The 18,322-nt window shown below is 48.2% G+C and carries 19 protein-coding genes; 16 read left to right on the top strand and 3 right to left on the bottom strand.

Going from position 1 to position 18,322, the window contains the following annotated elements; translation table 11 throughout:
• Positions 1-152 precede the first annotated feature (152 nt).
• The 8 genes from UNDKW_RS16990 (at position 153) to UNDKW_RS16955 (ending at position 9,052) form a co-directional block, all read left to right on the top strand.
• Positions 153-2,900 carry a TonB-dependent receptor gene (locus tag UNDKW_RS16990; protein WP_162059635.1) on the top strand — a complete coding sequence of 916 codons (2,748 nt, stop codon included), beginning with the start codon at positions 153-155 and terminating at the stop codon, positions 2,898-2,900.
• A gap of 16 nt (positions 2,901-2,916) precedes the next feature.
• Entirely contained in the window at positions 2,917-4,206 is a 1,290-nt protein-coding gene (locus UNDKW_RS16985) for an extracellular solute-binding protein (protein ID WP_162059634.1), read from the top strand.
• Positions 4,187-4,969 carry an ABC transporter ATP-binding protein gene (locus tag UNDKW_RS16980; protein WP_162059633.1) on the top strand — a complete coding sequence of 261 codons (783 nt, stop codon included), beginning with the start codon at positions 4,187-4,189 and terminating at the stop codon, positions 4,967-4,969. The genes UNDKW_RS16985 and UNDKW_RS16980 overlap by 20 nt, the downstream gene beginning before the upstream one ends.
• 32 nt (positions 4,970-5,001) lie before the next feature.
• Positions 5,002-5,232 carry a TOBE domain-containing protein gene (locus UNDKW_RS16975; protein WP_162059632.1) on the top strand — a complete coding sequence of 77 codons (231 nt, stop codon included), beginning with the start codon at positions 5,002-5,004 and terminating at the stop codon, positions 5,230-5,232.
• Positions 5,222-6,067, top strand: a complete 846-nt coding sequence (locus UNDKW_RS16970) for an ABC transporter permease (RefSeq protein WP_162059631.1) — start codon at positions 5,222-5,224, stop codon at positions 6,065-6,067. The genes UNDKW_RS16975 and UNDKW_RS16970 overlap by 11 nt, the downstream gene beginning before the upstream one ends.
• Entirely contained in the window at positions 6,067-6,900 is an 834-nt protein-coding gene (locus UNDKW_RS16965; RefSeq protein WP_162059630.1) for an ABC transporter permease, read from the top strand. Before UNDKW_RS16970 ends, UNDKW_RS16965 begins: the two co-directional genes overlap by 1 nt.
• A gap of 38 nt (positions 6,901-6,938) precedes the next feature.
• On the top strand, positions 6,939-7,760 hold the full coding sequence (locus UNDKW_RS16960; protein ID WP_162059629.1) for a DUF1868 domain-containing protein: 822 nt from the start codon (positions 6,939-6,941) through the stop codon (positions 7,758-7,760).
• A 158-nt stretch (positions 7,761-7,918) separates the two neighbouring features.
• Positions 7,919-9,052, top strand: a complete 1,134-nt coding sequence (locus tag UNDKW_RS16955; protein ID WP_162059628.1) for an ROK family protein — start codon at positions 7,919-7,921, stop codon at positions 9,050-9,052.
• A 292-nt stretch (positions 9,053-9,344) separates the two neighbouring features.
• On the opposite strand, the gene UNDKW_RS16950 is transcribed toward UNDKW_RS16955, so the two are convergent.
• A complete protein-coding gene (locus UNDKW_RS16950; protein ID WP_162059627.1) occupies positions 9,345-9,773 on the bottom strand; it encodes an NINE protein in 429 nt (142 codons plus the stop codon).
• 271 nt (positions 9,774-10,044) lie between these two features.
• Between UNDKW_RS16950 and rpsP the strand changes: the two genes are divergently transcribed.
• From rpsP to UNDKW_RS16910, 8 genes are all read left to right on the top strand, one after another.
• On the top strand, positions 10,045-10,296 hold the full coding sequence (gene rpsP / locus UNDKW_RS16945) for a 30S ribosomal protein S16 (protein ID WP_110255824.1): 252 nt from the start codon (positions 10,045-10,047) through the stop codon (positions 10,294-10,296).
• 17 nt (positions 10,297-10,313) lie between these two features.
• On the top strand, positions 10,314-10,856 hold the full coding sequence (gene rimM / locus UNDKW_RS16940; RefSeq protein WP_162059626.1) for a ribosome maturation factor RimM: 543 nt from the start codon (positions 10,314-10,316) through the stop codon (positions 10,854-10,856).
• Between the two features lie 169 nt (positions 10,857-11,025).
• Entirely contained in the window at positions 11,026-11,772 is a 747-nt protein-coding gene (gene trmD, locus UNDKW_RS16935; protein ID WP_162059625.1) for a tRNA (guanosine(37)-N1)-methyltransferase TrmD, read from the top strand.
• 132 nt (positions 11,773-11,904) lie between these two features.
• Entirely contained in the window at positions 11,905-12,288 is a 384-nt protein-coding gene (rplS, locus tag UNDKW_RS16930; RefSeq protein WP_162042130.1) for a 50S ribosomal protein L19, read from the top strand.
• Positions 12,289-12,407: 119 nt separating this feature from the next.
• The gene (locus UNDKW_RS16925; protein ID WP_162059624.1) at positions 12,408-13,076 is read left to right on the top strand and encodes a CoA pyrophosphatase; all 669 of its coding nucleotides are present in this window, start codon (positions 12,408-12,410) and stop codon (positions 13,074-13,076) included.
• Between the two features lie 276 nt (positions 13,077-13,352).
• Complete coding sequence (locus UNDKW_RS16920; RefSeq protein WP_162042128.1) at positions 13,353-14,303, top strand: CobD/CbiB family protein; 951 nt, start codon at positions 13,353-13,355, stop codon at positions 14,301-14,303.
• A gap of 106 nt (positions 14,304-14,409) precedes the next feature.
• Positions 14,410-14,979 (top strand): GNAT family N-acetyltransferase, encoded by a 570-nt coding sequence (locus UNDKW_RS16915; protein WP_162059623.1) that lies wholly within the window; start codon positions 14,410-14,412, stop codon positions 14,977-14,979.
• Between the two features lie 44 nt (positions 14,980-15,023).
• Positions 15,024-16,097 carry an acyltransferase family protein gene (locus UNDKW_RS16910; RefSeq protein WP_162059622.1) on the top strand — a complete coding sequence of 358 codons (1,074 nt, stop codon included), beginning with the start codon at positions 15,024-15,026 and terminating at the stop codon, positions 16,095-16,097.
• A gap of 72 nt (positions 16,098-16,169) precedes the next feature.
• Here UNDKW_RS16910 and UNDKW_RS16905 read toward each other — a convergent pair.
• Positions 16,170-17,161 (bottom strand): IS630 family transposase gene (locus UNDKW_RS16905; RefSeq protein WP_162057283.1). Its coding sequence is split into 2 segments (ribosomal slippage): positions 16,170-16,699 and positions 16,699-17,161, totalling 993 coding nucleotides; the frame shifts between segments, so codons are not numbered across the junction.
• A gap of 303 nt (positions 17,162-17,464) precedes the next feature.
• Positions 17,465-18,257, bottom strand: a protein-coding gene (locus UNDKW_RS16900; protein WP_162059447.1) for an IS5 family transposase whose coding sequence is annotated in 2 segments (ribosomal slippage) — positions 17,465-17,993 and positions 17,992-18,257 — 795 coding nt in all. Because the reading frame shifts where the segments join, the coding sequence is not laid out codon by codon here.
• Positions 18,258-18,322: the final 65 nt, after the last annotated feature.

The following is an 18,322-nucleotide window of genomic DNA, read 5'->3' as shown; positions in this document are numbered from 1 at the left end:
GAATTTAGATAGAAATACGAGTTTGTATAGGTATTTTGTCAGATGGTTAAGTGTTTCTGTTCATTGAAATGACATTTCAATGTCATTTCAATGTCATAAAAAAATAATATATTCTTTGTGTGAAGTAATTACGACTATTTTTAATAACACTCATGGAAGTTACTATGTCGCACAGAAAATGTCATCCAGAATGGAAGCTTAAACCGATTTCGGCAGCGATCATTTTCGCTATTCCTCTTTTCGTACAGGCACAAACCAGCACTGAAACAGCAGCAGGGGCAGCGTCGCCAGAATTGGAAACCGTTACCGTCAGCGGGCAGCGTCTGGCTTCACGCCGGGCCATCGCCAGCAAACAAGCTTCCACCCGTATTATGGATTCGGTTGCGGCTGATGATGTCCAGCAATTACCAGACTCGACTGTTGCAGAAACCCTGCGGCGCATTCCTGGTGCTTCTGTGACATTTAATAATGACAACGTGCATGGCCGGGATGAGGCTGAACGTCCAGTGCTGCGTGGATTAGATGCGCGCTATAACAACACGACAGTTGATGGTCTGGGGATCGCTTCTGTTGATTCAAACACAGTGCGCGGTGCCCGCCTTGATTTATTGCCTTCATCCATGATAGACCGTTTGGAAGTGTTTAAAACATGGACTCCCGATCTTAATCCGAATGCAATCGGCGGAAGTACCAATGTGGTAACTCGTAGCGCCTTTGCCAAAGGCGGTGGTTTTCATGCTTCGATGTCCTTGGCTGCTGGTAACGTTAGCAATCACGGCGAGCCTTTTTCTGATGATGGATTGCCGAAGAAGGGAGGATTCAGTATTTCGAATACCTGGGGAGCAGATAATCAATACGGTTTTTCCGTTGGGGCATACAAGGAAAGAGTGGACACCTATACGGTTGGTCATGCAACGACGGATTCCGTTTACTATAATTATTTCAGTAACACAGGGACGAAAGTCACCGACCCTTCACTCAGCAATGGTTATGCCGTCCCACAAAACAATAAATATTTCTGGTTTCAGGATTCGCGCGAGCGTCAGGGTATTACAGGCAAGCTGGAAGCGAAACCATCAGCAGATTTATCTGGCTTCATTACCTTTGGCAAATACCAGACAACCTTAAAAGAAACTCGCAACGAAAACTATATCAGTACCACTTTATCAGGTACACCTTTAGAACAAACGGCAAATTCAGGACGTTTTGCTACCGGTGAGGCGGAGCTTGGTTATTCCGACCAGCCACAAAAACGAACTACCAACGTACTGCAATTGGGCGGAGACTGGAGTTTTCAGGGCGACCAGCAATTATCGTTCCGTCATGGCTGGTCTAAAGCAAGTTCGACTGAAATCAGAACAATGTACAAATACATCCAGGGTCTGAAATTTAATGGTAGTGGAAAATTGCCCTCAACAACAGATGTGGCAAGTCTGGCAAATACGTACAACATGGTCAATGGTCAGCCGGTTATTTACTTGACGAATCCTGCCAATTGGACTGACGCCAGCAAGTGGTTGGCTGACTATTACCGTGATGGTTCTAATATTCAGATGGATAATCGCCTGGATGACACACGTCTGGATTGGAAAAAGAATCTGGATGAGGAAAGTAAGGGATGGGGAGTGGGTGCAGGTTTAGGCCGCACCATGAATCGCTTCAATTACGACAGTAATCAGTTCGATCAGGGGCCAAGCCGGGCTGGCCTGACTGCGGAAGGTATTCTTTCTGTCACCAATTCCATTCTTCCATCAAGCGGAGGTTTGCCGCTATTGATTATAGATCCGGCAAAAGCAAGGCAACAATTAGTAAATAACCCTGGCTACATGACAGCCAACAACGTGACTAATACCGCTCAATTCTTACAAGACGACTACACATTTAAAGAGTTGCTGCAATCAGCGTATGTGATGACTGGGTACAACACTCAAAAATCTCGCTCTCTATTTGGTGTGCGGTACGATATGTCTGACATTGCAACAACCGGTAATCAATCCGTGACCAAGAGTGGTATAGCAAATTGGGCACCGGTTTCCGCGAGCGCCTCGTATCACTATCTCTTGCCATCCTTTTCCACCTCATATGATATTGAGAAAAACCTTAAAGTACGTGCTGCTGTCGCGAAAACAATCGGCCGGCCCGATTTCTCTTTTTACGCACCTAGAATATCAGTGTCGGAAGCAAATGACGGTACATTAAGTGTCTCTAAAGGAAATCCGGATATTAAGCCGCGTGAGTCCATCAATCTGGATTTGTCTGTTGAGAGATATCTGCGTGACGGCCTTATTTCGCTGGCTGTTTTTGACAAGAAAATTGATAACGAAATTTACACCGCGACGGCAACGAACCAGCCATATCTTTACAGTGATGGAACAACCCGTTCTGCCACGATCAGTCAGCCACAAAACTCTAGTGGCGCTCATGTTACAGGGATAGAGGTAGGGTTCCTGCTGAATTCTTTACAAGACATCCACCCTAAGTTAAGTAATTTTGGACTGTCCTCCAATCTGACATGGATGAAGGGTAAGCTTGATGTGACAAAAACAGACAAGTCAGTGAGATCGATTGATCGATTGCTGGGACAGCCAGATGCCATCGCCAATCTATCGATTTTTTATATCGACAAGGGACTGGAAGCACGTCTTGCATTTAACTATACAGGCAAGAGTTTGCGGGCAGTCGATGTCAACGCTCCCTGGAATGATGTATTCTGGAAAGAGCGTTCACAGGTCGATTTTTCAACCCGTTATCGCTGGAATAAAAACCTGACAATATTCGCTGAAGTAAAGAATTTGACTTCAAAAGGAGTCACCAGCTTAACGGGGGTGAATCGTGACTTGCTGAAAGATACCTATCTTGTCAGTCGTACATTGTGGCTTGGAGCTAAGTGGCAAATGTAATCGGGCAAAGAGAACCATGTATCCCAGCCGAATATTGAGCGTCGCCGCCCTGCTATTGCTGCTGGGCGGGCTGTTGCTGGCCATTGCAGAACATCTGCTTCCTACCCGTTTGCATAAGAATCCTGATGAGCAGTTCGTCTTACAGATGCTAAAAGAAACATCGCGGGAAGATTTTTATCGGAACATTGTTCCTTTGGCGCGACAGGAATCGCAGCTCATCTTATATAACCATGCTGCATCGTTCCCCGCACTCTGGTCAAACATTGTTATTCCCCGGTTTGAAGCCAAGTATGGTGTAAGAGTCATTTTGCGCAATGTCCAGGATAACGTGGCTCACCAACAGTTGATGGCTGCGCATGTAGCCCAACGCCCGGCACCCGTAGATGTATTTTTTACTAGCGGTGCTCATTTACCTGCCTATAAGAGTCAGGGATTATTACTTGACATATCTTTGGCTGATCGCTTGCCAGAAGCCATGTTTTACGATTTGGATGCGCTTCAACAAAATCAGGGCATTGACCATGAAGGTCGTTTCATGCCTTTTCATCGCAATCAGGCTGCTCTTGGCTACGACAGTGTGGTGATGAGCAATGAAGCCGTGCCTCAATCGCTTGACGCGCTAATGACATGGGTTGAGGCTCACCCTGGGCGTTTTGCCTGGTCCTCCCCTTTGCGAGGGGGAAGTGGTCGGGCGTTGCTGGTTGCAGTGGCAAGACACACGATGTCAGTTGCTTGTCTAAAACGCTTTGAAGCCAACGATTATGCTGCATCTGCCCAGAGTATCCGTCTTTGGATGCGTGAAAGTGGATGCTTTGCTCAAGCCTGGGAATGGTTGCGAAAACTTCGTTCGCTGTCAGAGATCACGAACGGAAATGCAGAAAGCTTGAGACTGATTGCTAATGGGCGCGCTTCGATTGCCGCCATATGGGAAGATCAGGCCTACACCTTCATCATGAACAAACAATTGCCTTCAACGTTCAGAATGATTATTCCTTCGGATGGCTTGCCGGGGGAATGGATGGTTTGTTTATTCCTACAGGAGCGAGACATGTCGCCGCTGCAGCTTTGTTCATTGATTTTGCATTGTCTGAAGAGATACAGCAATGGAAGCTCGAAAAGAATGCGTCACGCAGTGCGCGACGCAATCTTGATCATTCGCAGGTCATCATCAACCAGATCAGCGAAAAGCAAATTGTTGAGCGGTCAACATCATGGCCATCTCCTCAAGTTGTACAAGCGCTGGTTGATGCCTTTGTTGAAAATGTACTTCAGAAAGACGATCCGTCATGAGTCTTCAGTTACGTAGCGTCAGCGCTTCTTTTGGCATGACTACCATATTGCATTCCCTCGATCTTGAATTATCTTTGGGAGAGTGCATGGTGATCCTTGGCTCGTCAGGGAGTGGGAAATCCACCTTGTTGCGCGTGTTGATGGGCATACAGAAACCCAGTGGGGGTGAAATTATTCTTGATGCCTGTCGCATAGATCAGCTTCCACCCGATAAAAGAGACGTGGCGATGATGTTTCAGCATCATGCTTTATTTCCCCACCTTGATGTACTGAATAATCTGAAATTCGGCCTCAGAATGAAGAAGGTACCGTTGAAGGAACAATTTCAACGCATAGATGAAATTGTGGAGATGTGTCATATCGGTGCTTTCCTTGACAGAAAGCCACATCAGCTTTCAGGCGGACAACAACAACGTATTGCAATGGCAAGAGCATTAGTCATGCGGCCATCGTTATTGTTACTGGATGAGCCTTTCTCCAGCCTGGACAGTGGATTGCGGATACAGTTGCGGGAAGAGGTTCGACAGCTACAGCGCAACCTGAGAATGACCTGCTTATATGTGACCCATGATCAGGACGATGCGATGATACTAGCAGACCGGGTAGCGATATTGGAGCGCGGACGGCTGATTGAAACGGGAACGCCTGAACAGATGTATGTCACTCCTCGCACAGCATTCACTGCCAGTTTTCTTGGTCAGGCAAAGTTATTCCATATTGATGTCAATAAAGATGATGCCAGCGTTGGCATACTGCCTTGGGGGCATTCATCAAGTTGAATCAGGCAGCAAAGACATCAAGAGTGACTGTCATGTTGCGTCCTGAAAATCTGATGTTATATGCGGACCAATCAGGAGAAGGCATCATTGAAGAAAGGCAATACCGCGGACAAATTACTAGCTATATAGTGTCTGCCGCAGGGGAGCGTTGGCAGGCAGATATGTTGAACGCCAATGACAAACTAGGTATAGGTACACGTGTTCGTTTGAACGTGAATCAATCTTTTATACATGTCTTGCAGGATGAATTCCATGCGACATGAACTTCCTTTGACGAATTCTTCAGTACTGATGTTGTTGCTTCCAACAGCGATTCTATTGATTGCTCTGTTTGGTGTCCCTATGTTCTGGGTGATTTTTAGCAGTCTCAATATTGATGTGCACTTGAATCAAAACTGGGATCTTTCTTTGCTGCTGAATGTACTGACTGATCGGACAAAAAGAACAGGTTTGATCATGTCGTTGTACTACAGCGTTGTCCCTGTATTGCTGGCACTTCCTCTGAGTATTGGTATTGCCATGCAATTGCAAAGAGACTTTTTCGGACGTGATTGGTTCTTGATTTTATTTAAAATACCTGTTGCCATGCCGGGCATTGTTCTGGCATTTGTGATGCTGGCTTTGTTCGATCAGGGTGGGTTGGTTTCCCGGTTCGTGAATGTAGATACGCCCAGGATTATCCGTGATTACCTGGGATTGGGCGCTATTCTGGCACTGGCTATAAAGGAATTGCCCTTCATGAGTCTGTTGATCGGTGCAACTCTTTCATCGATATCTCCTTTATTGCTAAATGCTTCGCGTTCTTTGGGGGCAAATCAATGGATGACCTTCTGGCATGTCCAGCTTCCGCTTGCATGGCCTGGCATCTCGGCTGCAATGGTTTTAAGTTTTATTAAATTACTTGGTGCCTATGCGATTCCACAAATCATTGGTCCCATTTTCCCGGCACCACTGTCTGTCATGATGGTTGATGCATTTCGCGAGGGAAGCTGGAACGAGGTTTGTGCTATCGGTGTTGTGCTGAGTCTGTGTTCTGTCCTTATCTTATATTTCTACGACGTATTCATTCATCAATACAATCAGGACAGGGTGCAGTGATGGAAGTGCGTGCAATGAAAACGATTTTTCTACAATTGTCACGATCTGCCACAGTGGTTATTGTGTGGATAGTCCTGGGCATGTCTTTGGTATTGCCGCTAACCGTTCTGATTTTATGGTCTGTATCAGATACCTGGTTTTCGGATAGTTTATTTCCATCTCAATTCACATGGAGACATTGGATTGACGCCGGACTAGATGCATCCCTGCTGGCTGCCTTGCTGCGGAGCATAGGTATAACTTGTCTGGTAACAGTTGCGAACATGGTATTCGCCATACCGGCAGCCTGGGCCCTCAGCCGGTCGAATGCATCATTCAGGCGGGGAGTGGAGTTATTTATCCTTGCACCGCTGATTGTTCCTGGTTTGCTGGTTGCAGCTGGGTTAGGGCGATTATTTCTGACACTTGACATCGCCTATAGCGTGGGCGCTGTAATACTTGCCCAGATCATAGGCGTATTGCCACTCACGATACGGGTGCTGACTGCAAGTTTTCAGCGTTTTCCTGCTGAAATATGGTGGGCTGCCCGGTCGTTGGGGGCCAGTTCATGGAAGGCGACGGTGTACGTGTTGTTGCCTATGTCATCAAAAGCCTTGATGACGGTAGGAATGCTTGCTGCAGTTACCAGTTTTGAAGACTTTGACCGCAGCTTTGTGGTCGGCGCACCAGTGACAGAAACCTTGCCCGTCAGATTATATTTTTTGCTGGATGGAGCGACAGCGTCCTTCCCCCAGGCGGCTGTTGCATGCCTTCTTCTGATTTTCCCTATTCTGATTATTTCCTTTCTCCACAATAAAACGAGCCAATTGCTGGCCAGATTACGCTTTTTCTAAACCACAAACCACTACCACCCATTGCAAGAGATATCTATATGATTTATTCCCGTCGTCAGTTTCTCAATATGATAGGCTACAGTTCCGCCAGTTTGCTGGCTGTAGCGCCAGCAGTTGGAAATGCTGAAACTTCGTCTGTTGACGCAAGCAATTGCCTCCCAGTGCCCAGAGTCAAAGCGAACAATACAGGGCCACACAAAAAATTTGACCTGAATGGAAAAGTTCAGCGTTACCCTGGTAATACAGTGATTTGCCACATTCCACGGCCAAGCAAGGTGTTCGATGAAATGGTTGCGGCTTACGCAGAATTCAGGGCAAATACCGGAGATCATAACGTTACGTTCCTGCCGGCCAGCTCTTATCACATGACTGTATTTGATGGCGTTACCGATGAACAACGCCGTCCAGGCGATTGGCCCCATGGCTTGCCTTTGGACGCGAGTATGGAAGCGTGCAACAATTATGTCGCAGAAAAGCTTCGGGGTTTGAAACTGCAACCGATGGCACCTTTTCGTATGGTAATAGATGAAACTCCAGCCTATCAATCCCGTTTTTCAATTCGCTTACGTGGCATGAATGATGCCGAAACCAGGAGGCTATATGAGTTGCGTGACATTATTTCAAAAGCGATTGGGGTTCGGCACGCTAACCACGATGGCTATGAATTTCATACCACATTCGGATATTACGTCCGCCAATTTTCCGAATCTGAAGAAAAGGCATATCAGGCGAATTTTCAGAAATTATTAAGACAATTAAAGAAAACGATTCCGGTGATTGAATTACAAGCTCCTGAATACTGTCTTTTTAACGATATGACGGAATTCAGACCACAGTTTTTACTTGGAAGTGATAGTTGAATTGGGTGATTTTCCATTTTTTGAGAGTGAAGTTTTTGCAATGAGAAGAAAGTCAGTGGAATAGGAGCACATGCTACAATTCGCTCCCTTAGTTATCATTTCATCCTTTTTTGTTCGCTTTTTCCTTGTTATTCAACTCATTTAAGTGCAATACACTAATGATCTCTCAGATTGGAATTAACGAACGTCGTGTCATTGATCTTTTGCGTCAGAGGGGAGCTATGTCGCGGGCCAGTATCGCTCGTGATATGGATCTGGGTGCGCCAACGCTGACGAAAATTACGCAGACACTGACGTCATTAGGTATTTTGCGTGAGCTGCATAAGGTAAGGGATGGATATCCCGGCAAGCCGGCACAGTTGGTTGCTATACATCCTGATGGCGCCTATTCAGCAGGAATTTCTCTTCAATCAGAATATTTGTCTGTTTGTGTGGTGGATCTGTCTGGAGGGGTCAAGGGAACGATAACGCGACCTTTAGATTATCCAGAGCCTAAATTCATCGGTGAGTTAAGTGCACAATTACTCAGACAATTATTGACGGAGTGCCAGATTCCTGCGGACCGTTTTCTGGGGGCTGGCATATGTATGCCAGGTCTGGCATTGAGCGCATTAGGTTCTGGTTTGCCTAGTGAGCCTCCACATCTCTTGCCGGACGAGTTCCACGCTTGGAAAAACATTGAGTTGGAACCATTTTTTAGCACTTTGCTTGGCGTGCCTGTCTGGTTTGAAAATAGCGCAAAAGCTGCAACTTTGGCTGATGCCTATTTTGGGGCTGGGCAGTCTTTGCGCCATTTCGCATCTATTCATATTGCTTTTGGGCTTGGTGGTGGCTTGATCCTGAATCGTCAGCTATATCGTGGCGCGTTTGGCAGGGCTGGCGAATTTGGAGGGGCTTTCCCCTATGAAGGAACGCGCGCTTCTGGACGGGATTTATTGCTGTTCTTAAAAGAGCATATGGAAAATCCGCCAACGCACATTCGTGAATTATATGAACGAAAGATACCTGCCAATCTTATTCAACAATGGGTAGACAGGGTTGTGGATGGCTTGGCCGACATGTCCGCCACACTGATGGCGGCATTAGACTTGGAGGCAATTATTTTTAATGGATTGCTTCCTACCGAAATATTATCCGTACTGGCGCAAGCTATGCGTATCCGTTTGCCACGTTTGATATTCAGCGGTTTCGGCATGCCTGAGATACTTGTTTCCAAACTGGCGCAATCTGGGTTGGAAATCGGTGCGGCTAGCTTACCTATCCATTTTGTGTTGTCAGCCAACGCAAGTTGAAATTGACGCAGTTCTTGCTTTCGAATTATTTATATTTAAGGAATCTATGATCAAGCGTTTCGAGCGGCGTTAGTTTGACGCATTGGAAGCTCGGAAGCGCAGTCGTACGACTCTACGGCGAGCATCCCAGGCCCAAAATAGCGTCGCGCAGTAACTCTTCCTATCGTTATTCTGATTGCCTTGTTCGTTCGTTAATGTCGTTGGTGAAATTTAAAAAAGCCCTCAAACAAAGGTTGAGGGCTTTTTTAATTGGAGCATATGGCGAATTCGCAATGTGCGCCTGATAATTGGATCAGCCGTAAGCACCACCGGTGTATAACAGATCAAAGGTACGGGCAATGGCCGCGATCAGGGCCGTGGCGCCAAAGCCTACTGTCAGCACCAGCAACAAGGCCAGTGGCCAGTTCGATGCGCTGGTCTTGCCTGAGCCGGCGTTGTAGCGGACGTCCCATTTCTCGTCAGGTGTCAGGCCCAGCACGAGGGCTTCGATCACCGCCACCAGGAAAGAAATCAGCAACAGGCTGTACTGGACGATGTCTGGCTGGCCAAAATAGAAATAATGTACGACCATGCTGACCGGCAGGGTGACAAAGTGCAGCCAGCCCCATTTATCTTTTTTGCCGTTCAGGTAAAAGCGATGCATGCCAATAGCGCCAAATACGGCGGCGAGAAAGGTTGCCAGGGTTTTATTTTTGTGTGGTGTTTTGTCGATTGATGTCATTGCAGCAAGTCGTATAAGTCGAAGCTGTGATTGTAAGCCAAGCCGGGCCAGACTGTGTTGATCAATCCGGATGCATGGATAATATTGATCAAGTGATATCTTTCTTGCATTGATCTACGCCGGAAGGCGGCTCGCTGTGTGTCGCAATGATCACATTGAAAGATAAAAATGCAGTTGCAGAAAGGAAAAGTGGGATAGTTCTTGCGACTTGCTCAAGAAGCGGGCTATAATCTACAGCTTTTTCCGCGTTCAGACATTTTTTGGAAATATTATGGTCGTTATTCGTTTAGCTCGTGGTGGCGCAAAAAAGCGCCCTTTTTACAACATCGTTGCAACTGATTCACGTAATCGTCGCGATGGTCGCTTTATCGAGCGCATCGGTTTCTACAATCCAGTAGCTACTGGCAATGCAGAAACAGTACGCGTTGCAGCTGATCGCCTGGCTTACTGGCAAGGTGTTGGCGCTCAATTGTCTCCAGCAGTTGCTCGCCTGGTAGCTCAGTCCGGTAAAGCAGCAGCTTAATTGCTGCAAGCTGTATCATGACTGCTGCAGTCCATGCTCCTGATGATCTGGTCCTGGTTGGCTATATCTCGGGAGCATTTGGTATTCATGGCTGGGTAAGGATACGTCCTTATTCTGCTGATGCTGACGCATTAATGTCAGTAAAAACCTGGTGGTTGGATAAGCCTGAGTTGCGTGATGTCGATCGTCTGGAAGTTAAAATCCAGGGCGAAGACGTCGTTGCGCGGCTGGTGGGTGTGCCTGACAGAAATGCCGCAGAAGCACTGAAAGGTGCAACTGTACAAATTTCTCGCAAGCATTTTCCTGCTTTGGCATCCGGTGAATTCTATTGGCTCGATCTGATAGGTTTGCAGGTGGAAAATCTTCAGGGTGAGAATTTAGGTGTGGTCAGGGATTTGATGGACAACGGTGCGCATCCGATTTTACGGGTGGCGGCAGCGGATGTACCTGAAAATGAACTGGCGAAACACGAACGCCTGATCCCTTTTGTAGAAGCTTTCGTCAAGGAAGTCGATCAAAAAGCAGGCAAAATCCAGGTCGACTGGGGTAGTGATTATTAAGGTGAGGAACTCAGAACCTGTTTGCGATCTGTAGCGAGCGTGCGTCAGCGGGGTGAAGAGCAGCGCAAAAAGCGGAATGTACTCTGGTACATGAGCATTTTGAGCAGCACATGAGCCCCGATCACGCTCGCGCAGTAAGATCGTAAATAGGTTCTCAGAAGGCATAAGCATGCAGTTCGATGTCATTACGCTGTTCCCCGAAATGTTCGCTGCCATTACACAATCAGGTGTAACTAGGCGGGCTTTCGAGCAACAAAAATGCGAATTAAAGCTGTGGAATCCGCGTGATTTTACAACTGACAGGCATCGTACCGTGGATGACCGGCCTTATGGCGGCGGCCCTGGTATGGTGATGCTGGCAAAACCCTTGCAGGCCGCAATCGAGTCTGCCAAGGAGCGTCAGACTACCTTGTCTGCAGTGGCACCCAAAGTGATTTATCTGTCACCTCAGGGTAAGCCGCTGACACATGAAAAGGTCATGCAACTGGCGGCAACGCCTGGCTTGGTCTTGTTATGTGGCAGGTATGAGGCAGTGGATCAGCGCCTGCTGGATAATTACGTCGATGAAGAAATCAGCCTCGGCGATTTTGTCTTGTCCGGCGGTGAATTGCCAGCCATGGCCCTGATGGATGCTGTCATACGGCAAATCCCCGGCGTTTTGCATGATGACGCCTCTGCAGTGCAGGACAGTTTTGTCAATGGCTTGCTGGATTGCCCGCATTACACCAGGCCAGAAGTCTTTGAAGACCAGGCTGTGCCAGCCGTGTTAATGGGTGGTAATCATGCTGAAATCGAAAAGTGGCGGCGTCAGCGTGCACTGGAAGCCAGTCAGTTAAAGCGTCCGGATTTAATCATCGCAGCGCGTGCGGCAGGCTTGTTGAGCCGTGCCGACGAGAAATTTTTAAGCAGTTTGTAGTATTTTTCAGCCTCAAGGCTGAAATTTTCAAGCGTGAATCTTCATTGATTCACATGTTAAACCCCATCCTCTACCGGGCATCAGTCAGAACCAGGTTCTGCAGCGTCGGCAAGATGGTCATAGGAGTAAAAAATGGATCTGATCCAAAAATTAGAGCAAGAAGAAATTGCTCGCCTCGGCAAAAACATCCCTGACTTTGCACCAGGTGACACAGTTGTTGTGAACGTCAACGTTGTTGAAGGTACACGCAAACGTGCACAGGCTTACGAAGGCGTAGTTATCTCCCGTCGTAACCGTGGTTTGAATTCCAACTTCATCGTCCGTAAGATTTCTTCCGGCGAAGGCGTTGAGCGTACATTCCAGTTGTACTCCCCACTGATCGCTTCTATCGAAGTGAAACGTCGCGGTGACGTACGTCGTGCCAAGCTGTACTATCTGCGTGAACGCTCTGGTAAATCTGCTCGTATCAAAGAGAAATTGCCAGCACGTAAAGTTGCAGCAGCAAAAGCAGAGTAATATCTGTTTTAGCCGTATTGAAAAAGGATGCTCCGGCATCCTTTTTTTATTGGAAATTTTGTCAGGCCATGGCAAACTTTTTCCTATATGCAAATCAACAATAAAAACGAATAGTCATTGTGAGTAAACCGGTTTTCGATCCCCAGACTTTCCCTATCCATTCCTTGGGTGAGGAGTCTGCTGTTCCTGCTGCTCATCTGTCTCCCGCATGGTTGCGCCAACGCTTTCTTCAGCAGCAAGAATGGACGCCAGAAGTTGTCGATGAGAGTTTTTTTTCAAAAAACCTGCCTTTCCGGCCTGCCTCGGTATTGATACCCATCGTCATGCGTGATGCGGGCCTGACCATGCTACTCACTGAGCGGGCTGCGCACCTTAATCATCATCCCGGCCAAATCAGCTTTCCTGGCGGGCGTTTTGAGGAAGAAGATATCGACCCGGTGACCACTGCCTTGCGTGAGGCAGAAGAAGAAATTGGCTTGCAACGCGAATTCGTCGAAATTCTGGGACAACTACCAGAATACAAGACCGGCACAGGCTATCAGGTCAGCCCCATCGTTTCCTTGATCAGCCCCGGCTTTCAGGTGCGTACTGATCCTTCAGAAGTCGCCTCGATTTTTGAAGTGCCGCTGGACTTTTTGATGAACGGCAAAAACCACCAGCGCCGTAGCTTTGATTTGCCCGACAATGCAGGCAAACGGCACTTTTATGCCATGCCCTACGAGCAGCATTTCATCTGGGGAGCAACGGCGGGCATGCTGCGCAATCTGTTTCATTTCTTGCGTGCATGAGTCTTAAGTTCTTGCCTTTAGTGCCCTGAGATACTAATTCATTCAACAAATCTGGCGAGAATCGCCACGATACTGCGTCTCAAATGCGCGCAAGGCACCAGCCTTGCTGTGCTTTGCTCCTTGCCTCGTAACGATTTCTCCAGATTTGTTATTGAATGAATTAATAACTCAGAGCACTAGAACAAAGCTTCATAATCCGGGCAATTCGGTTTACACTTGCCGCATTTGCAAATTGATTGTTTGCAGCATTGCGCTGCAGCATAAGCCCAGTCTATCATGACCTTTATTTCCATTCTGTTAGCGCTGTTGATTGAGCAGCTCAAGCCCTTGCGGGCAGATAACCCCATCTATACGCAAATCCAGACGCTGGCTGACAAAATCGAAGCATCCTTCAATGCTGGCAAGGTCAAGCATGGCCGCCTGGGCTGGTGGATAGTGATTGCCTTGCTGACCCTGCCTACAGCCCTGATTTACTGGCTGTGCCTGCGCCTCAATCCTATCGCTGCCTTGCTGTGGAATGTGCTCATCGTCTATCTGACCCTGGGTTTTCGCCGCTATAGCCATTATTTCACCTCCATACAGCTCGCCCTGAGTTCTGGCGATGAAGATACCGCCCGGCGTTATCTGGCCGAATGGACGCATCTGGATACGACCGGCATGGAGGTATCAGAAATTTCCCGCCTTGCCGTCGAACGTTCATTAATCGCCACACACCGCAATGTATTTGGTGTGTTCTTCTGGTTTCTCATGCCCGTAGGGCCAGCATGTGCCGTCATGTACCGTGCAGCAGAATATCTGGCACGCGCCTGGAATGAACCCGAACACATGAAAAACGAAGAATTTGGCGTCTATGCAGCCAAAGTCTTTTACTGGATAGACTGGATACCGGCGCGCCTGACTGCTGTTGCCTTCGCCGTGGTCGGCAATTTTGAAGACGCGGTTTACTCCTGGCGCAATTACGCTGACCGCTGGTCGGATGAACTGGTCGGTATCATCCTGTCTGCCGGTGGCGGTGCCCTTGGCGTGCGCCTGGGCGAGCCAGAAGAAAAAGCCATGGTCTTGCAGGCAGATGCCACCGCCGTTGATGTCGATAGCCTGGAACTGGAAAGCCAGCCGGGCGCAGAAGCCTCACCCCGCGCCCTGCAAAGTGCAGTCGGCCTGGTCTGGCGGGCGCTGCTGCTGTGGATGTTGCTGCTACTGCTGCTTTCCTTCGCAGTCTGGATATAAATAGAGGCCCTGTTAAACAACAGGGCTTTTTTCATTGATCCAGCTGACTACCACCGGGTGTATTGCTCAGGCTATACTCGTGCTGTGTACATATTAATTATTTATGATGAGAAAAATCACTGCCCCCGGTATCTGCCTGCGCGCTTATGAATCTGCTGATGCTGACATGTTTGCTGCAGTAGTATGTGAATCGGTAGCGACGGTTGGGCGCTGGATGAGCTGGTGTCATGCTGATTTTAATAGTGAACATGCGCGCGACTGGTTTGCGGTTTGTGATAAAGGGCGGGAAGAGGGTACGGCCTATGAGTTTGGCATCTTCAGCGAAGATGGCAAGGAATTGCTCGGCGGTGCAGGCCTGAACATGATCAGCAAGCTGCATAATTATTGTAATCTCGGTTACTGGGTCAGACAGTCTGTACAAGGGCGTGGCATTGCCAGCCAGGCGGCGATGTTGCTGGCCGACGCAGGCTTTAAGCAACTGGGCTTTCACCGCATAGAGATCGTCGCTGCTGAGGGCAATGTCGCCAGCATTGCCGTCGCAAAAAAAGTAGGTGCACAACTGGAATGCTTGGCGCATAACCGCCTAGTGGTAGGTGGCGTACCAGTGACTGCTGCCGTGCATTCATTATTGCCGCAAGACTGGCATGCCGAATTGAATTACCTGGTACAAAAATAGGTCTTTGTGTACAGTCGTACTTGCGTTTTCATTGATGGAGATCCATGTCAGAACGTAACACCAGCATTGATATCGCCAAAGGCATAGGCATCATCCTGGTTGTCTTTGGACATAACTGGATCATTGCCCATGATCATGGCGAGCTGTTCCGCATTATTTTTTCTTTTCACATGCCCCTGTTTTTCTTTTTGTCCGGGGCTGTCCTGCATCAGGATGCCGACTTCAGGGATTTTCTGGTCTTCAAGATTGATGCGCTGTTAAAGCCCTTCTTCGTCGTGTTGTCAGCCTGGGGGCTGGCGCGCATAGTCTGGTCTGGTATCGATGCCCGCAGCTATTTTTGGGGTATGTTATATGGCACAGGCAGTACCATAGAATGGGTGCCGCTGTGGTATCTGCCGCATTTGTTCCTGGCCATTATATTAGCCTGGATACTTTTGCGTCTGATGCACCGTTTGCGGCCCGGCATGTTATTGCCCGCACTGAGTACTGCCATCCTGCTAGCCCTGGGCATCGTCATGACTCAGCAATTTGCCGGAATGGATGCGCAGCAGTTTGAAGGTCTGAACCGGGCTGTAGGTAATCACCAGCACAATTTCCCCGGCTTGCCCTGGAGTCTGGATCTGGTCGGCATCAGTACTGCTTTCATCCTGCTTGGTTATGTCATGCACGAGCATGTCATGCGCTTCAGGTTCCAGCCCTGGATGTTTGCAATTGCCTTGCTCCTTTTTGCTGCCTTGCATTTCTTTTTTGACGAAACCATAGACCTGAACATGCGCCTGTATGGCAACTGGTGGATTTCGACCGCCCAGGCTATCCTCGGTATCTACCTGGTACTGTCGCTATCAAGCTGTCTGCAGTACGCTGGCCTGCCAGGCAAAGCGCTGGCCTATCTGGGTACCAGCAGTTTATTCATCATGATTTTTCACTCATGGACAGAGTGGAAAATATTTGGCATGCTGTCGCGGGTGAGCACATATGCCTACCTGAATGCCAGCCTGGCATTTGTGGCTGGACTATTGCTACCGTTGTTGTTATTGATGCTGGTCAAAAAGAACAAATTCTTGCATAGCCTGCTCTTGCCCAGGACTCATATACCCAAAGTGCGCGGCAGTGCCTGATCAGATCGAGTGCGTTTGCTTTTGCATACTGCGCTAAATTGATTATTATTGAGCTTTACATAATTGATGACATCACCACAACTCCGCCTGCTTCCAACATGCCATGATGATGGATGGACGGCGTTGTGCGCTTTTGAGTTTATTGCGGGCAATTGTTTGCAATTCGGCGAGGTTGTTCGGGCAGAAGTTTGCCAACGCATGTCGCTTGAGCCAGGCCCAGAGATATTCGACAGGATTGAGGTCCGGCGCATACGGGGGCAGGAATGCGATTTGAATGTACCCATTGGTGCTGTCGAGGTATTCGCGCACCAGTTTCGATTTGTGCGCCCTGAGCCCATCGAGGATGATCAACAGCGGCTGCTTCAAATGCGCTTTGAGCGCCTTGAGAAACTCGACAATTTGCTCCTTCTTGATGCTACCCTCGTGGAAGCGGAACAAGTAGTTCTTCCTGGTCACACCTGCAATCACGGACAAATGTTTCCAGTTGAAATGAAACTGAATAATCGGCGTTTTCCCTTTGAGTGCCCAAGTACGCACACGGGTAGGCCGTTCGCTGATTCCGGACTCGTCGATGAATACAATCAGTCGATTCTCTCTCGAGGCTTTTTTTTGAGCGCAGGCCAGGTCTTTTTCTTGAACTCCTGTACAGCATCTTCGTTACGTTCGATGGCGCGACGCTCCGGCTTTTGGTTACTGAATCCCAGTGCGCCAAGAATGCGCCAAACGTGCACTTCACTGAACGACACTTCGAACTTTCTTTCAATAAGTAGACGCACGCGTTTAAGTGTCCACAACTCGGTGCCAAAACCATGTTCCGTCGGACTATCGAGAAGGCAGCGCCGCAACTCCCCTAATTCCATGGCATCAAGTTGTGCAGGCCGCCCCTTTCCACCTACTGCGCGCAGCGCGTCAAGCCCTCCTTCATCGAGTATGGCTTTCCAGGTATATACCGTGTTGCGTGCTACACCGACCACCAGCGCTACTTCGGCGCACCCTCTGCCTTGCAGCAGAAGCCGACCCGCCTTGACTCGTCGCTTTGCTCCATCTTCTATTTCTTTCGCCATCTCAAACCTCCAATACGGACATCATATTGGGATAACGAATGAAATCAAAAACGGTTGTCATGATTTACGTAAAAATCAATAATTTGCGATACATGTACCAAGGTCAAAAAAGGACAATGACTACCATGACCAGTGAGCTTCTCGATGAGATTTATAAACGCGCAGAATATCTGTCAAAGACAGATCTTCATCCAAGCCATGTGGTAGAACTTCTGGACGTATATGTAAAATCACGACCCCAGCATGCCAGAGCCTGGTCACTCTATGGTGAAGCTCTTAGAACCTGTTCGAGATCTTTTTTGATCACCCGCGCCGCAAGAGCAAAGTGAGAAATGCCAAATTAACGAATTGCAAGCTGGTATTTAATTGTCGCTCACAGTTTTTCCAAAGGCGATGGCATTTCTCAAGCCAGGCAAAAGAGCGTTCCACCACCCACCGCTGAGGCATGACACTAAAGGTGTGGAGTTCATTGCGCTTGGCAACTTGTACGGACGCCCCCAGAATTTGATGGACACCCTCAGCAAAAGGGCGTCCCGTATAACCACCATCGACGAGCACGCTGGCAACCTTGCCCAAGGAATGCTTGTGCTGCTCAAACGCTTCCAGTGCTCCCTTTCTATCCGTGATGTCGGCTGTTGTCACGGCAATGGCATGAGGTAGCCCCTCTGTGTCAACGGCAATATGGCGCTTGATTCCTGATATTTTCTTCCCTGCATCGTAGCCTTTGTGTTTTGCCGTATCCGTGTTTTTGACACTCTGGGCGTCAACAATCAAAAAGGTGCTGTGTACGTTCCGACCATGTTTGGTACGGGCCGCGCCAACCTGATTTTTTTAAAGCCTGCTCCAGCAGGCTTAACTCACTTCCCAACGGCTTCTCTTTCCATTGCTTAAAGTACGTGTACACCGTACTTTTAGGAGGAAAGTCGCTCGGTATCATGTCCCACTGGCAGCCACTTTTTAACACGTACAATACCGCGCAAAAAACATCATATAAATCCACTTGGCGCGGCTTGGTTTTCTTGCGTGCGCTCAGCAGAATATCTTCTATCTTTGCAAACTGTTCTCGACTTATGTCGCTTGGGTAGATTTTTCTCATCTAACCGAGTTTACGCAATATTCCTTTTGTTTACAATAAGATCTCGAACAGGTTCTTAAGGATCT

This window comes from Undibacterium sp. KW1, assembly GCF_009937955.1.
Classification (GTDB): domain Bacteria; phylum Pseudomonadota; class Gammaproteobacteria; order Burkholderiales; family Burkholderiaceae_D; genus Undibacterium.
Note: the sequence above shows the minus strand (reverse complement) of the source record. Positions and strands in the feature narration are given on the sequence as shown.